This is a genomic window from Streptomyces roseoviridis, assembly GCF_039535235.1.
GTDB lineage: Bacteria > Actinomycetota > Actinomycetes > Streptomycetales > Streptomycetaceae > Streptomyces > Streptomyces roseoviridis.
In genome coordinates, this window is sequence record NZ_BAAAWU010000001.1 from 1,222,646 (window position 1) to 1,236,964 (window position 14,319).

18 protein-coding genes are annotated in these 14,319 nt (G+C 70.1%); 13 read left to right on the forward strand and 5 right to left on the reverse strand.

Features of this window, described 5'->3' with window-relative positions; genetic code table 11:
• Positions 1 to 18: 18 nt before the first annotated feature.
• Positions 19 to 417 carry a DUF6153 family protein gene (locus ABD954_RS05410; protein ID WP_345484611.1) on the reverse strand — a complete coding sequence of 133 codons (399 nt, stop codon included), beginning with the start codon at positions 415 to 417 and terminating at the stop codon, positions 19 to 21.
• Between the two features lie 27 nt (positions 418 to 444).
• Positions 445 to 1,599 (reverse strand): aminotransferase class V-fold PLP-dependent enzyme, encoded by a 1,155-nt coding sequence (locus ABD954_RS05415; protein WP_345484612.1) that lies wholly within the window; start codon positions 1,597 to 1,599, stop codon positions 445 to 447.
• Positions 1,600 to 1,956: 357 nt separating this feature from the next.
• On the opposite strand from ABD954_RS05415, the gene ABD954_RS05420 reads away from it, so the two are divergent.
• The 7 genes from ABD954_RS05420 (at position 1,957) to ABD954_RS05450 (ending at position 7,289) form a co-directional block, all read left to right on the forward strand.
• Positions 1,957 to 2,325, forward strand: coding sequence for a BlaI/MecI/CopY family transcriptional regulator (locus ABD954_RS05420; protein WP_345484613.1), 369 nt, complete (start codon positions 1,957 to 1,959; stop codon positions 2,323 to 2,325).
• Entirely contained in the window at positions 2,322 to 3,230 is a 909-nt protein-coding gene (locus tag ABD954_RS05425) for a M56 family metallopeptidase (RefSeq protein ID WP_345484614.1), read from the forward strand. The genes ABD954_RS05420 and ABD954_RS05425 overlap by 4 nt, the downstream gene beginning before the upstream one ends.
• A 330-nt stretch (positions 3,231 to 3,560) precedes the next feature.
• On the forward strand, positions 3,561 to 3,977 hold the full coding sequence (locus tag ABD954_RS05430; protein ID WP_345484615.1) for a MerR family transcriptional regulator: 417 nt from the start codon (positions 3,561 to 3,563) through the stop codon (positions 3,975 to 3,977).
• A 46-nt stretch (positions 3,978 to 4,023) separates the two neighbouring features.
• Entirely contained in the window at positions 4,024 to 4,440 is a 417-nt protein-coding gene (locus tag ABD954_RS05435; RefSeq protein WP_345484616.1) for a hypothetical protein, read from the forward strand.
• A gap of 209 nt (positions 4,441 to 4,649) precedes the next feature.
• A complete protein-coding gene (locus tag ABD954_RS05440) occupies positions 4,650 to 5,384 on the forward strand; it encodes a hypothetical protein (RefSeq protein ID WP_345484617.1) in 735 nt (244 codons plus the stop codon).
• 91 nt (positions 5,385 to 5,475) lie between these two features.
• Complete coding sequence (locus ABD954_RS05445; RefSeq protein WP_345484618.1) at positions 5,476 to 6,678, forward strand: L,D-transpeptidase; 1,203 nt, start codon at positions 5,476 to 5,478, stop codon at positions 6,676 to 6,678.
• A gap of 155 nt (positions 6,679 to 6,833) precedes the next feature.
• Positions 6,834 to 7,289 (forward strand): hypothetical protein, encoded by a 456-nt coding sequence (locus ABD954_RS05450; protein ID WP_345484619.1) that lies wholly within the window; start codon positions 6,834 to 6,836, stop codon positions 7,287 to 7,289.
• A 184-nt stretch (positions 7,290 to 7,473) separates the two neighbouring features.
• Here ABD954_RS05450 and ABD954_RS05455 read toward each other — a convergent pair whose 3' ends face one another.
• Together ABD954_RS05455 and ABD954_RS05460 are read right to left on the reverse strand one after the other, a co-directional pair.
• Complete coding sequence (locus ABD954_RS05455; protein WP_345484620.1) at positions 7,474 to 8,136, reverse strand: hypothetical protein; 663 nt, start codon at positions 8,134 to 8,136, stop codon at positions 7,474 to 7,476.
• An 87-nt stretch (positions 8,137 to 8,223) separates the two neighbouring features.
• Complete coding sequence (locus ABD954_RS05460) at positions 8,224 to 8,652, reverse strand: DUF6153 family protein (RefSeq protein ID WP_345484621.1); 429 nt, start codon at positions 8,650 to 8,652, stop codon at positions 8,224 to 8,226.
• A gap of 316 nt (positions 8,653 to 8,968) precedes the next feature.
• Between ABD954_RS05460 and ABD954_RS05465 the strand changes: the two genes are divergently transcribed.
• Positions 8,969 to 9,367 (forward strand): NADH-quinone oxidoreductase subunit A, encoded by a 399-nt coding sequence (locus tag ABD954_RS05465; protein WP_345484622.1) that lies wholly within the window; start codon positions 8,969 to 8,971, stop codon positions 9,365 to 9,367.
• A gap of 362 nt (positions 9,368 to 9,729) precedes the next feature.
• Here the strand turns inward: ABD954_RS05465 and ABD954_RS05470 are convergent, their stop codons facing one another.
• Positions 9,730 to 9,939 (reverse strand): hypothetical protein, encoded by a 210-nt coding sequence (locus ABD954_RS05470; protein ID WP_345484623.1) that lies wholly within the window; start codon positions 9,937 to 9,939, stop codon positions 9,730 to 9,732.
• Positions 9,940 to 9,957: 18 nt separating this feature from the next.
• On the opposite strand from ABD954_RS05470, the gene ABD954_RS05475 reads away from it, so the two are divergent.
• The 5 genes from ABD954_RS05475 to ABD954_RS05495 are packed head-to-tail and all read left to right on the forward strand — an operon-like array spanning position 9,958 to position 14,319.
• The gene (locus tag ABD954_RS05475; protein ID WP_345484624.1) at positions 9,958 to 10,725 is read left to right on the forward strand and encodes a hypothetical protein; all 768 of its coding nucleotides are present in this window, start codon (positions 9,958 to 9,960) and stop codon (positions 10,723 to 10,725) included.
• Positions 10,718 to 11,605 (forward strand): NADH-quinone oxidoreductase subunit H, encoded by an 888-nt coding sequence (locus ABD954_RS05480; protein ID WP_345484625.1) that lies wholly within the window; start codon positions 10,718 to 10,720, stop codon positions 11,603 to 11,605. The genes ABD954_RS05475 and ABD954_RS05480 overlap by 8 nt, the downstream gene beginning before the upstream one ends.
• 7 nt (positions 11,606 to 11,612) lie before the next feature.
• Positions 11,613 to 12,173 (forward strand): NADH-quinone oxidoreductase subunit J, encoded by a 561-nt coding sequence (locus ABD954_RS05485; protein ID WP_345484626.1) that lies wholly within the window; start codon positions 11,613 to 11,615, stop codon positions 12,171 to 12,173.
• Positions 12,170 to 12,475 (forward strand): NADH-quinone oxidoreductase subunit NuoK, encoded by a 306-nt coding sequence (locus tag ABD954_RS05490; protein WP_345484627.1) that lies wholly within the window; start codon positions 12,170 to 12,172, stop codon positions 12,473 to 12,475. Before ABD954_RS05485 ends, ABD954_RS05490 begins: the two co-directional genes overlap by 4 nt.
• On the forward strand, positions 12,472 to 14,319 hold the full coding sequence (locus tag ABD954_RS05495) for an NADH-quinone oxidoreductase subunit 5 family protein (protein WP_345484628.1): 1,848 nt from the start codon (positions 12,472 to 12,474) through the stop codon (positions 14,317 to 14,319). Before ABD954_RS05490 ends, ABD954_RS05495 begins: the two co-directional genes overlap by 4 nt.

Consider the following 14,319-nt stretch of genomic DNA (forward strand, 5'->3'; position numbering starts at 1 on the left):
ACGGCGCCGCGGTGCTTCCTAGATCCGCAGGAGCTGAAGTTCGGCGAGGGAGGGCGGAGCACGGCCGCCGTCGGCTGCAGCGGTGTCCGCGATCACGAGGCCGGCAGCCGGCTCGGCCGGGCAGATCACCGTGGGCGTGAGCGGGGGGAGCGAGACCGAGGCTGCGAGAGCGGCCGTGGCGCACGTCGGATCGGCGTGGTCGCCGGGCGCTCCGTGGCCCGAGCAGTCGTGATCGCAGTGCTCAGTCGCCGCGTCGATCACCACGACCGCAGGCTGAGACGAGCCGCTCGCCTGCGCGATCGCAGGTACGGGCCCCATGGCGTGCATACCCAGCAGCCCAAGGAGCACGGCCAGGACAAGAAGCACGTGCAGGCGCAGCCTCTTCGGCTGCCCTGCACACGTCCTGTCGGCACTCATAGCCCCATCGTAGGCCCTGGCCGGATCTCAGCGGGTGAGATCGGCCAGGCTGTCGAGTGCGGTGTCGATCTCTGCCGGCGTGTTGATGACGGCGGTGCCGATGCGGGTGTAGTTCAAGGTGGACAGCCGTACGCGGCGGGTGGCGGCGTGGTCGACGACCTGCTGGTGGGTGTGTCCGGCCACGCTGAAGCAGGTGATGCCGGCAGACAGATCCGGGTCGGCAGGTGTGTGCACGGTGATCCCGGGGATGCGGCCCAGTCCTTGCTTCGCCCGCGTCGACAGCTGTGTGATGCGGGCGGCGACGCGTGCTCGGCCCAGCCGCTCATGCAGCTCTACCGCCGCCGGCAGGGCGAAGGCGTGCTCGAACGCCAGGAACCCGCCGGGTGACAGGGACGCTGTTCCTCCGCTCGCGATGAAGCTCACGAAGGTCGGCCGCAGCTGGTCGAGGACGTCCGGCGCCACCCAGATCAGCCCCGTTCCCCGGGGGCCGAACAGCCATTTGTGTGTTCCGGCGATCACCACGTCCGCGCCCAGGCCGGCGGCGTCCTCGTCCACTGCCGCCAGCCCGTGCACGCCGTCGACGACCAGCAGGCACCGGTCGGCAGGACTGCGCCCTTCATTGGCCCGGCGCACCACCTCGGCCACCGCCCGCACCGGCATACGGAGCCCTGTGCTGGACTGCACCCAGGTGATCCCGACGACTCTGGTGTTCGGGCGAATCGCCTCGCCGACCGCCGCTGCGATGCCTTGCGCCGTCGCGGTGGCCGAGTCGGCGAACCAGGAGGCCAGCCGCACCGTGTTGCCGTGCTTCTCGGCGGCCAGTCGGGCGGCGGTGCGATGGGAGCTGTGGTCGAGCTCCGTCAGCAGGAACTCTTGTCCCGGACGGGTCACGACGCCGTTGTAGACGACACCCAGCCCGATGCTCGTGCTCGCCGTCATCGCGATCTCCTCGGCCCGGCCACCCAGATAGCCGGCGAGCGCCTGGCGCACCCGGGGCCATCCGGTCGGACCGTCGGGCAACGACAGCCCCGATGGCACCGACAGAGGATTGGCGTCGACCTGAGCGCTCAGATGATCCACCGCATCTCGCACCACCTTCGGATGCGAAGCCAGGTAGAACAACGCGAGGTTCGCCCACCCCGGCTCCAGACGGAACTGCGCCCGCAAGGCGTCCCAGTCCACTCGCCCATCAGGCGTAGTGACCGGCTGCTCCGGCGGTGTACTCGCCCCTGCCGCGCAGGCGCTGGGCGCGAGGGTCACCGCCACCGCTCCCGCGGATCTCACCAGCAGATCGCGCCGACTCGTCATCGACATCCAGCACCCCTTTGCACCGCGACCGGCGAAGCGGCGGCAGAATAGCTGTCGGTGCCCTTCTGGTGACGACGTTACGCAAGGTGGCTACGGGTGCCCACATCACGATCACCCGGACGGCTTGAACAGGGCTTCGTAGGAACAACCCCTTCGCCTGAGCGGGACTGCCCTCTGAGCTGCCCGTCTACTATGAACGCGAATGCGGGATCAGCGGAGAGGACACGGGCCATGCGTCGGCTGGGGGAGCTTGAGGCGGAGATCATGGACCGCTTCTGGAGATGGAACCGCCCCGCCACCGTGCGTGAGGTCGTCGACGACATCAACCTCCATCGCGACGTCGCGTACACGACCGTGACGACGGTCACCAGCATCCTCTTCAACAAGGGCTACCTCACGCGCGCCAGAGACGGTCGGATCTGGCGGTACAAGGCCGTCGCGACCCGCGAGGCGTACTCGGCCGCGCTCATGGAGGACGGCCTGGAAGCGAGTGAGGACCGGCCTGCGGCCCTCGTCCAGTTTGTGGAGAACCTCGACGACAGCGAGATCACAGCACTCCGCAAGGCCCTTCGGGACGTCGGACGACGGGCGAAGCAGTGAACGCGGCGCCTGCGCTCCTGGGATACGCGGCCGTCGTCGGCGTCGCTGCCCCACGCCTGATGATGCGCAGCGCCTGGCCACACCGGGCACCGGCGCTCGCAGCGGCCATATGGCTCGCCCTCATGCTGTCGTTCACCCTCGCGACCGCGCTCGCCGCGTCGCAGCTGGCGACGCCCACGGAACACCTGCACGCGGGACTCGTCGGGCTGCTGCACGCCTGCGGCCTGGGGACGGGAGCTTCGGAACCCAACCCGACCACCGCCGACCGGCTGGCCCTGGCGATGCCCGTCGCCGTTGTCGCCGCCTTCGCAGGCGCCTACCTCTTCCACGTGACGCGAGCGGGAATCGTGCGTGCCCGGCACCGCGACCGGCTCGACAAGGTGGGGGTGCGCTCCGACCGCCTGCGCGCCACCGTCCTGCCGCACGGCACCCCCGCCGCGTACTGCCTCCCGGGTCTCCGTTCCCGCATTGTCGTGAGCGAGGCCGCCGTGCGACTGCTCACGGAAGAGCAGCTCGACGCCGTCCTGGAGCACGAGCGGGCACACATCGCCGGCCGCCATCATCTGCTGATCGCGGCCGCACAGGCCTTCGCCACGGTCTTCCCCTGGATGCCGCTCGCCCGCCGGGGACGGGACGAGATGGCTGTCCTCCTTGAGATGATCGCCGACGACCGCGCCCTGCGAAGCCACTCCCACGAGGTTCTGGCGACCGCGATGTACGAGATGGCCGCCGGCCGGGCGCCGAAGGCCGCGTTCGGCGCGGGCGGCTCGACCGCCCTGCTCCGCATCAAGCGCATCCTCGGTCCGCGCCGGGCCCCTCACCCGGCTCTCTGGGGCTCGGTGGCCTCCGTCGCCCTGGCCATCCCGCTGCTGCCGCTGCTGGTGGCCTGCCCGCCCGGCGTCTGACCGTACGCACCGACTCCGCCGTCCGACGCACTCACGCCGCTCATCAGGTGGCCCGGGATACGGCCCCGGGACCACCTCTCACGGCTCCTTCACGCCACCTTGACCATGGTCTGTCCGCAGCAGCAGGTCGGAGCCTGCTGACCGCCGCACGTCGCCGGGGCGCCCTTCGTCACGGTCAGCTCACAACCGCAGCCCTCGTCGGGACACCGGTAGACCTCGCCCTCACGGAACGGCATTCCGCTCACCTTCTTCTGGCTCGTCGGTCCGTCACGAGCAATGCTGGAACCCGGCCCCTGGGGCCAGGTCAACACTGGAGGTGAGGAGGAGAACATGACATCGCGAGCCCTGACCATCGGCCAAGCCGCGCGCGCGGCGGGCGTGACCCGTAAGGCCATCCGCGTGTACGAGGCGAAGGGCCTGCTGCCACGGCCGGAGCGGACACTGACCGGCTACCGGCTCTTCTCCCAGGACGACGTGGCGCTCTTGACCTTCATACGGCGCGCCCGTGCCCTGGGACTGCGTCTCGACGATGTCCACGCTGTACTTGACATCCGCCGTGGTGGGCAGCCGCCGTGCGATGCCGTACGCGATCTCCTCGACGTGCGCATCGCGGAGATCGACGCCACCGTCGACGACCTCCTTGCCTTGCGCCGGTCCCTTGCCGAGGCCCGGAAGGCCGCCGAGAACGACCGCTCGTGCGGCGAACCGTCGATGGTCTGCTCCATCATCGAGAAGCCCCGGGTCTGAAGGCCCCCGGTCCCGACGCGTCACCCGGGCTGGTTATGATCGCGCCGTGGTAACGGAACCTACGGCGGTGAGCAAGCGCCGCACGCGCGCTCTGGTTCCGCCGTGGTCGCGACTGCTGTGGCTCGGAGCGCTGCTCTTCGGGCTCCTGTACGCGCACGGCCTCCACGCCGACAGCAACGCCGGACACACGGCACCGGGCAGTGTCGTCACCACCGCCGTCGGACACGTCCACGACCGGGTCCAGGCGTCCTTCGACGACCAAGACCCCGATGGGGACCGGGCGCACGCAGTCCAGGACTGCGCGACCGGGCAGCCCCCCGCAGGGTTCGACATCCTGCCGCCCGTGGTGTCCCCGCTTGCCGTGGAGCGCGCTCTCGACGACGCGGCCGGCATCGGCAAAGCCGCGGTGACGGTTCCTCCCGCAGCGGGATCCTGCCCCGCCCCGGCCGTTCTGCGTATCTAGCAGGAATTCGGGGCGGCAGGCCGCCTCTGGGCTCGAGCCCGCCCTCTTCACTCGGCTCACCGCCAGGTCATCTCTTCGCGTCCCGTCCGAAGCGCCGTCTCGCCGACAGGCCACGCTTTGGGCCCGCTCCCTCGCGCGTTCCGGCGCCGCTTCCGCCCGCCCGGCGGAAGGCCGGCTGCCACGCGCCCACCGCACCATGGAAGGCACCCGTGTCCCTGCTCACCGACCGGCCCGCATCTCATGACACCGCGCCACAGTCCGCACCGGGAGGACGTGCCGCCGCTCGGCGCGCCGGCCGATCCCGCCGCAAGCGCAAGCAACCGCTGGCCGGCCGCTATATCGGCTATGTCCTGTACTTCGTCGGCGCCGGCCTCATCAGCGGCGCCGTGGTGCACCATCCACTCGACCCCGCCCGTTACACCGTGGTGGCCGTCATCGGCGTCCTCGTCTTCCTCGTCGCCACACTCGTCAACGAGTTCCTGCTGGCCCAGGACCGTCCGCCGCTCGCCCGCGGCCTCGTGGTGATCGGCGCCTCCCTGCTGCTGTCCTTCGGCATCGGCATGCTCAGCGGCGGGCTCCAGCACTTCGAGGACTTCCCTGCGCGCGCGGCGATCCTCGTCCCTCTTGGGATCGTCGTCTCGTTCATCGCCTTCGTACTCAAGGACGCGGAGACCTCCTCCCGCCGCATCTTCAGCCCCCTCGGACTGGCCGTCCTACTTCTCGCCGGCGGTTGCTACTTCGGTCTGAGCACCCTCGCTGCCGGTATGGCCGGTGAGGCGGCCGAGGACGGCGGACACAGCCACGGGGGCAGTGCACCGGAGCCCGACGACCACGGAACCGAGCCCGAACCGTCGGATCCTTCCTCGACCACCGAACCGAGCAGGCCTGGCGAGGCGCCCACGAGCGCCGAGCCCGAAGATGCGGCCGATGGTCACGCTCACTGAACTCGCGGTCGGCTCCTGTCCGTCGGGCGGGAACCGCACCGCATCCGCACTCGTCTTCTAAGTCACTTAGAGCATTAGTCGGAAGGCCGCTATGAAGAACACGAGATCCCGCAACCAGCGCCGCGCCGTACACGTGGTCGCGCTCACCTCGGCCGCCGCACTCCTCGTCGCCGGATGCAGCTCGGCAGGGGCGACCGGCTCCGGCACCGAAGGCGCCGGAAAGCCGGCGAAGGAGACCGCGAAGAGCGGCGGACCGTCCTCGATAGCCATCGACACCAAGACGTCCGGAAAGATCACGGTCATAGCCGACGGAGGCGCGCTGACCTCCGTGGACGTGAGCGCCCCAGGCCCCGGAAAGGTCGGAGGAACGCTCTCCGAGGACAAGTCCGTCTGGACCTCGACCACCCCCCTGGCCCCCGGCGCCACGTACACGATCTCCGCCCGGGGCACCGGAGGTGACGGCGCACCCCTGAGCAAGTCGACGAGCTACACGACCCCGGCGGCCGCAAAGACCTTCGTCGGCACGTACAACGCCGACAAGGGGTCGACCGTAGGCGTCGCCCTGCCGGTCTCGATCACGTTCAACAAGCCCATCCACGACAAGGCCGCCGTCGAGCGGAAGCTCAAGGTGACCTCGTCCCCGGCGATCGAGGGCGCCTGGAGCTGGCTGAAGGACCGGGACGGAAAGGACCGGATCGACTACAGGCCGAAGGAGTACTGGAAGCCGGGCACCTCGGTCACGCTGCGCATGGACCTCGCCGGCGTGGACGCGGGCGGCGGCGTCTACGGCACCCAGCAGCGCGTCGTGAACTTCCGCATCGGCGACGCCGTGACCAGCACCGTCGACGTCGTGAAGAAGACCATGACGGTCTCCCGTAACGGGAAGGTCCTGCGGACCCTCAAGGTCTCCACCGGCAAGGAGACCTTCGAGACCTGGAACGGCACCATGGTCGTTCTGAGCAAGGTCCCCTCGATCCGGATGAACTCCGCCACCGTCGGCATCTTCGGGCCCGAGGCGTACGACCTCGGCGATGTGAAGTGGGACGTCCAGCTCACCCCGTCCGGTACGTACGCGCACGCCGCGCCATGGAACGAGGGCAAGTTCGGCCGCGTCAACGCCAGTCACGGATGTATCGGCATGAGCACGTCGGACGCCAAGTGGTTCTACGACCAGGTGCGCTTTGGCGACCCGGTCACCGTCGTGAACTCCAAGGACACGGTCGCGGTGAACAACGGTTACGGCGCCTGGAACGTCGACTGGGAGACCTGGAAGAAGGGGAGCGCCCTCTCCTGACTCCGCCCGTCCGGGAGTGACGAAGATCCTGCTGTTCTTCTAAGCAGTTTCGTAGATTACGATCGGTTCCGCCGTCGGCCGGTCCTTCGGAGCAGGCTCCCCCGCAGTGGCGTGCTCACCCGGCCGACGGCATCCCTCTTCGAAGGAGTACGTCCATGGGCAGCTGGCCTGTGCGGAGATGGGCCGTCGCCGTGGCAGTGGCTCTCCTCGCGGCGATCATGATCGGCGTGCCCACCGGTGTCGTCCCGTCGCCGTTGTACACACGGATGACGCCGGTCCTCTGGTGGAATTACCCGGTCTGGCTCGCCAGCTCGGTTCTTGAGGGCCTGCTGGTGGCGACGTACGTCCGCGTGGGCCCCCGCGCCGCCGACGAGCGGGCCCGGGAGGACCGCCCGGTGACGGCGCGGGCCCTGGGCGCCGGTCTGCTGTCGGCCTTCGCGGTGGGCTGCCCCATCTGCAACAAGCTCGTCGTGCTCGCCATCGGCGTGAGCGGCGCCCTGTCCTTCTGGGCACCGCTCCAGCCCGTTCTGGCGCTCGCCTCAATGGGACTTCTCCTGTACGCGCTGGTCCGCCGGCTCCGCACGGCCGAGAACTGCCCCGTACCTGTTTGACGCTCGACGGACAGCACATCGGGCGGCCTGGGCGACTCCCTACGAGGCAGGCGTGGGGCACGGCGGGCCAGGCAGGGATACCCGAGGCCGCCGACGGCAAGTTCAAGCGTCGTGAGCGGACTGCGAGCCCAGCGTGGTCCACGCTTGGGCTCGCGAGAACGGCTACGAGGTGGCCGAACCAGGATCAGTGGCTGTGGGATCCGTGTCCATCCTCCGTCGGCTCTGCGGGTGCCTTGGCCGGAGGGTCCTGCTCAGCGGGAGCCTGGTCCGACTTCGCGGGGGTCCCGGTCGTGGAGCCGTGGTCGTGACTGTGGCCGTCGGAGCTGATGGTGCCGGCGAGGGCGGTCATGCCCAGCCAGGCGAGGGCCGCGATGATGACGACGACGGCCGCGAACGGACTGACGAGGTGCCGCCAGCGGCCCTTGGAGTCCTTGGCGACGAACGCGACGTACGACATCAGCAGGCCGACGGGGGTCATCCAGGCGCTGCGCTCGGGGAACTGCTCGAAGTGTTGAATGCCGCCGCCGACCAGGCCGACGCCGAAGGACAGCAGCAGGGAGAACGCGACGAGCGAGATTGCCTGGCTCAACGCCGGACGCTCGTCGGCCAGCACGAACTCGTTGACGATGGTGCCGAGGAGGAACACGACGGCACCGACGACGCAGATGATCGCGTACAGCGACGGATTGATCGGGTAGTGGACGACGGCGCCGGCGATGAGGGCGGCGCCCATGAAGTAGAGCATCTGGCCGCTGTAGCGAGCCGGGAGTGATTTCTTGTCGAAGGTCGGGCGGCGATGTCTCGTGGCGGGGGTCTGGTCGAGCTCGGGATCGATAACGGTGGTCACGCGGGTAAGGCCTTTCGGATCTTGAGTGTGTGAAAGCAGGCAGAAGCGGCGCCGACACGAATGGCGCGGCGCACGCTGGTGCAGCTCTCAGCAGCGCAGGATCGAAAGACGGTGCAGGCACGGCGGGTCGCTGGTGCGGCTGATCCAGGGACGCGCGCGTCTTGCCCATCGGCGGACGACGCGATCGGAGCCCCCGCGCCTGAGGAGGAACGTGAACAGGGTGGCGACGATGCACAGCAGCGCCAGGCAGCTTTCTCCGACTCCGCCGTGGTCGCAGGGGGATTCGCCGTCCGGGTTGTCCGGTGTTTGGGTCGCGTCGCCGAGGGCGACGTCAAAGTGAGCGTGCTGGCCCTTGTTCCCTGCGTCGATCGGCGATGACGCGGCGGCGTGCCCGGTGTGGACCGGCTGATGTGAAGCGACGACGTGCATCGCGAATACGGCAAGGACCATCGCGAGGAGCGTTGCCCGCAGCAACGCTCCCGTGTGATGGTCTCGACGGACCTTGCCTGAGATCACGCTTCACGACCATAGGAGGGCTTGGTAACGGGAAGGCCGACACGGGCGTCCCCACCTGGACTGGGAGGAAGATAGCACCAGGCGTGAATGCGCCTGCGCGGCGTCCCACGGCGTGGGCTGCACCGTGCTGGGCGGTCCCGTCCCACGAACGGAGGGGCGCCCACTCCCTGGTCGTCGCCCATCAGGCGGAGAGCCCGAGCAATGGCCCGACCGAGCAGACGACCACCGTCCCGCCGCCCGCGACCAGCACTGAAATTTCGCTTCTGTACGTGTTGCTCCATCTTTCCCGGCTTTGTCGCTGAGATGCTGCCTGCCGATGGCGGGCAGGAGCGGTCCGCCCGCCGGGAAGGGGGATCACGTGGAAGCCGCGCGATGGGAGCCCGTCGCCACTCTCCTCGCAGTCGCCCTGATCGGCGTGTTCCTCCTGCATTGCCTCGGGGCCGTCGTCCGCACTGTCCGAGAACCGCTGCACGCCAGCCCGTTCAGCGGCGGCCTCGAACCCCAGGAACACCCGGTATCGCGCTTCCATGTGCGCTGGTACCCCGTGACGATGATCTTCCTTGCGTTCGACATGGAAATGCTCTTCATGTACCCGTGGACGAAGGTCGTGCCGAGGATCGGCACACCTGCGGTCGTCGAGATGTTCCTGTTCCTCGGCATCCTGCTCGCCGGCGTCGGCTACGCCTGGCGCGAGGGGGCCTTCCGGTGGACCTGAGGACGGGCATCAACAGAATGGCCCTGGCCAGGCCGGCCGTGCTGATCGCGGCCAGTCGGGGCGCTACGCGCGAAAGGCTGGCCGTCGAGGCGGAACTCTCTCGCAGGGGATGGCCGCAGGCCGCCGGACCCGCCTCAGCGGACCTGGTGGTCTTCGCGGGCACCCCGCTTCCCGTACGCGACGGTGACTGGGCGGAGCGGCTCTGGCAAGGCGTACCGAATCCGAGGGCGCGAGTCACCGTCACGGACGCCGAACACACGGCGCAGGCACTCGACCAGGCGCACGCCGCCCTTCTTCAGCCGGTCTCAGGGCCCGCCCAGCGCAGGGCCCAACCGGATCATCCGGAGGGCCACGCCCCGGCGTCAGGGCACGATGCCGGGCACGGCGGCCATAACAGTCACCATGGCCACGAGGGGCATGGTGGACACGAGCAGGGCCATCGTGATCATCACGCGGGCGCTCACCACGCTGGCCACGACCCACATCAGGCAGCCGACCATGCGGACCACGGCGGTGACATGGATCACCACCACATGTCCCACGGCTCCATGGCCCATGACCACATGGGACACGGCGACCACGGTAACCACATGGGCGTCGTCGCCGGCCTTCCGATGGCCGAGAGGGCTGACGACCGGGATGGACTGCGGCTCGACCGGCTCCATGTGCCGCTCGGGCCCGCGCTCCCGGACTGGCCGGCGGGACTGGTGCTGCACCTCGAACTCCAGGGCGACGTCGTGCAGCGCGCGGAGGTTGAAGCCGTGCCCGCACCTTCCCCATCCGGGCCTGCGTTCTGGAACGAGCCGTGGCTCAGGGCCATGGCCGGTGACCCGGTGACGGTCGGCGAGGCCGCTCGGCGGCGATGTGCGGCACACCTCGACAGCCTCGGCAGGCTCCTCGGTGTCGCCGGCTGGCGGGAGGCGGCGACCCGAGCACGCGTCGCCCGCGATCGGGCGCTCGACGGTGCACCCGGAGCGGAATTCCAGTCGCTCATCCGCCCCTTGGCTCGGCGCGTACGCAGGTCGTGGACACTGCGGTGGCTCACGGCGGGAGTCGGCGAACAGGCCGGAGTGCAGCCAGGGGGTGACGTGCACGGGAGGCTGATCGCGTGGCTGGACGGGCTCGAGCAGGCCCTCGACCACGTCGACGACCGCGACCGGCTCACCGCCCATCACCCGGTCGGCCCTCGGGGTCGCCTCGACACCCAGGTGCCCCCCTCCCAGGCCCTGCTCGACGCGCTGCCCGGGCTGCTCGAAGGCACCGAGTTCGCCTGCGCGCGCCTCATCGTGGCGAGCTTGGACCCCGACCTCGACGAACTGGCTGTTCAGCACGTGCCGGGAGCCCATGGCCATGGTTGAGTCCGCTCCGCTCTGGGCCGTCTTCGTCCTCCCGCTCGCGTTGGCACTCGTGGCCTCGGCCGCGGCGACCGTCGACGTGAGGTCGACCGGCGCGGGCCGCGAGGTCCTGCGCCTGTTGGTGAAGCAGCGGCGGATCATGCGGGCCGCCGACGTACCTCTCGTACGCCTTGGAACGACGCTGCTCCCGGTCGCCGCCATCCTCGCCGCCGTCGTCCTCCCCTTCGGCTTCCGGTCGGTGTCCGATCTGCCGGACGGGATCGTGTGGTTCAACGCCATGGAGGCGCTGGCCTGGGCGGCCGTGTGGCTGACGGGCTGGGGGCCGAACTCGACCCTGTCGCTGGTCGGCGGCTACCGCTTCCTGGCGCAGGGGCTCGCGTACGAGCTGCCGCACATGCTGGCGATCACGACGGCGGCGCTCGGCGCGGAGTCCCTGCGGGTGGGTGCGGTGGTGGACGCCCAGGCCGGCCTCTGGTTCGCGGTGTGGATGCCGGCGGCGTTCGGGATCTATCTGCTCAGCGCGCTCGCCATGGCCTTCTGGGGGCCGTTCGACCAGCCGGTGGGCGCCGACGCGGCGGGCGGCGCGGCGGTCGAGCTGTCCGGGGTGGACCGACTGTTGTTCCTCGGCGGGCGGTGGCTGCTGCTCGTGGTGGCCGCCGCCTTCGCCGTACCGCTGTTCCTGGGCGGCGGGCACGGTCCGCTGCTGCCGGGCTGGGCCTGGACCGCGCTGAAGACCGGCGCCGTTCTGGGTCTCCTGCTCTGGCTGCGGCGCAGGATGCCGACCGTACGGATGGAGCGGTACGTCGAGCTGGCCTGGGTGATTCTGACACCGCTGGCGGTGGCGCAGGCCCTGGTGGTGGCCGTGGTGGTGCTCGGACGGTGAGGGGACGATGACTACGGTGGCGTTCTGGGTCCTGGCGGTGCTCGCCGTGGCGAGCGGCGTCATGGTGCTCCGCTTCGACTCGATGGCCCGTGCGACCTTCTCCCTGCTCACCGCGCTGCTGTGCGTGGGCGGGGAGCTGATCGTGCTCGGCCTCGACTACCTCGGCATCGTGACCGTGCTGATGATGACGATCGAGATGGCCATCATGGCCGTCTTCATGATCATGTTCATGATGAACCCGGCCGGGCTGATGCCGATGACGATGGTCCACAACAAGCGCGGGGCGGCCGTCATCTGCGCGCTGTCCTTCGTCCTGCTCCTCGTCGGCATCCTGCTCGCCCCCTGGCCTCGCCGGAGCGGGCGGCCTCCCGCCGATCCGACCATGGACCTCGGGATGTCCCTGATGGGGCCGCAGATGCTCACCATGATGACGCTGGGCATGGCACTGTTCGCGACCATCGTGGCGACCGTCGTGCTCTCCACCCGGCGCGGCCGGTACGACCGCTTCGGCGACGACCTCCGGGCCGCCCGCCCCGAGGACCCGGTACGGGGCGGGGTGGGCCGGTGAGCCTGGAGCTGTTCCTCGTCCTCGCCTCCGCCCTGTTCTGCGTCGGCCTGTTCGGGGCGCTGACGCAGCAGTCGATCGTCATGCTGATGATGGGCCTGGAGCTGATGCTGGGCGGTGTGATTCTCGCTGCAGGCGCGGCCTGGCACTACATCGCGCCCGCCACGGCCGACGGTCAGGTCCTGATCGTGGTCGCCATCACCGCCATGGCGGTTGAGATGGCGATCGGTTTCGCCGTCGTCACGGCCCTGTTCCGCTCCCGTGAGATCGACATGACCGACATGGCGGCGGAGTTGAGGGAATGAGCGCTCTGCTGTGGACGCTGATCGCCCTGCCGCTTGGCGCCGGTGTGCTGCTGGCTCTGGCCGGGCGGCGCGCGGACCGGGCGGCCCCGCTGGTCGCGGTCGGCGTCTCGGCCTCGACCCTGGGACTCGCGATCACGGCTTCTCTCCGGCACCCCGCCGTCGAGGCGCCCCTGATGGAGGGTCTCCCCTTCCGGATCGCGGTGGAAGGCCTCTCCGGCGTCCTCGTCGTCACCGTCACCGCCGTCACCCTCGCCGTACTGCTCTTCAGCGTGGCGGAGTTCGGCGCCCACGAGGCGCGGGCCCGCTTCTTCGGGCTGATGCTCCTCTTCGCGGGGAGCATGCTGGTCACCGTAACCGCCACCACCCTCCCGACTCTCCTCATGGGCTGGGAGGTCATGGGCGCGACCTCCTGGGCGCTGATCGGGTTCTGGTGGCGCGAGCCGGAACGTACCGCCGCGGCCGACACCGCCTTCCTGACGACCCGTGCCGCCGATCTGGGTCTGTATCTCGCGGCCGGTGCCGCCCTCGCGGCGGGACCCGGTCCGCTCAGCCTCGACGGGCTCGCGTCTCTCGACGCACCCTGGTCGTCCCTCGTGACGGCGGGCATTCTCATCGCAGCGATCGGAAAGTCCGCGCAACTTCCCTTCAGCTTCTGGCTCTCCCGCGCCATGCAGGGCCCGAGCCCCGTGTCCGCGCTCCTGCACTCCGCGGCGATGGTGGTCGCCGGCGCCTACCTGCTGCTGCGGACCGGCCCCCTCCTCGACGCCTCCGGTTGGGGTGCGGACGCGGCGGCGTGGGTGGGCGCGGCGACCGCCGTCGCCCTCGGGGTCGTCGCCGTCGCACAGACCGATCTGAAGCAGCTGCTCGCGGCCTCCACCTGCGCACAGATCGGGTTCATGGTGCTGGCGGCCGGTGTGGGGGCGACCACGGGAGTTGCGCTGCAGCTGATGGCGCACGCCGCCGCGAAGAGCCTGCTCTTCCTGGTGGCCGGGGCCTGGTTGACGGCGTGGGGGACGCAGCGGCTCCCAGAGCTGCGCGGGGCGGCCCGGGCGTACCGGACCGTCGGCGTACTCTGCACCGTGGGTGCCCTCTCGCTCGCCGGGCTGCCGCCGCTCTCGCTCTGGGCGGCGAAGGACGTCCTGCTCGCCGGGGCACTTGAGGACAGTTCATGGCTTTACACCACCGGTCTCGCGGCAGCGGTTCTCTCTGCCGTTTACAGCGTGAAGATCCTCCGCTTCGCATGGGACCGGCCCGAGCCCAAGCCCCGGGACGGGCAACCGATCCCCCTCGGAGCCGTCGCACCGCTCACGCTTCTAGCGCTCGCCTGCCTCGCGCTGACGCCCGTGGCGTTTCCGCCCCTCAGAGACGCCCTCAGCAAATACCTCGGCACCCAAGGCCAACCATCACCGCTGGTCTGGGAGTTCGCCCTCTCCGGCGGACTCACGTTCGCCGCCTCCGCCGTCGCCTGGGGCTGGGGCACCCGCCGGGTCCCGCTGCCCGGCCGTCTGAAGGCGGGGAGCGAGAACTGGCTCGTACTCGAATGGGCCGCTCGCGTCCTCCTCGTCTCCCCCACCCTGCGGATCGCCCGTGCCGCCGCCGCGTTCGACGACCAGGTCCTGGACCGCTCAGTGGAGGCTTCGGCCCGGGGCACGCTGAAGCTCGCCCGGTGGACGAACCGGCTGGTGGAGGGGGCCGTCGACGGCGCGGTCGAGGGCGTCGCGACCGCGTCCCGGCGGCTCGGCACCTGGGCCCGCCGCCCGCAGACCGGCCAGCTGCACCAGTACCTCGCCCAGGCCGTCGCCGCCTTCTCCGTCATCGCCGTCGTGCTCGTCCTCGTGAGGTAG

Coding starts and splice junctions, on each gene's coding strand:
- ABD954_RS05410 (WP_345484611.1), bottom strand. CDS start 417: ATGAGTGCCGACAGGACGTGTGCAGGGCAGCCGAAGAGGCTGCGCCTG.
- ABD954_RS05420 (WP_345484613.1), top strand. CDS start 1,957: ATGCGTCGGCTGGGGGAGCTTGAGGCGGAGATCATGGACCGCTTCTGG.
- ABD954_RS05430 (WP_345484615.1), top strand. CDS start 3,561: ATGACATCGCGAGCCCTGACCATCGGCCAAGCCGCGCGCGCGGCGGGC.
- ABD954_RS05445 (WP_345484618.1), top strand. CDS start 5,476: ATGAAGAACACGAGATCCCGCAACCAGCGCCGCGCCGTACACGTGGTC.
- ABD954_RS05450 (WP_345484619.1), top strand. CDS start 6,834: ATGGGCAGCTGGCCTGTGCGGAGATGGGCCGTCGCCGTGGCAGTGGCT.
- ABD954_RS05465 (WP_345484622.1), top strand. CDS start 8,969: ATGGCGGGCAGGAGCGGTCCGCCCGCCGGGAAGGGGGATCACGTGGAA.
- ABD954_RS05475 (WP_345484624.1), top strand. CDS start 9,958: ATGGGCGTCGTCGCCGGCCTTCCGATGGCCGAGAGGGCTGACGACCGG.
- ABD954_RS05480 (WP_345484625.1), top strand. CDS start 10,718: ATGGTTGAGTCCGCTCCGCTCTGGGCCGTCTTCGTCCTCCCGCTCGCG.
- ABD954_RS05485 (WP_345484626.1), top strand. CDS start 11,613: ATGACTACGGTGGCGTTCTGGGTCCTGGCGGTGCTCGCCGTGGCGAGC.
- ABD954_RS05495 (WP_345484628.1), top strand. CDS start 12,472: ATGAGCGCTCTGCTGTGGACGCTGATCGCCCTGCCGCTTGGCGCCGGT.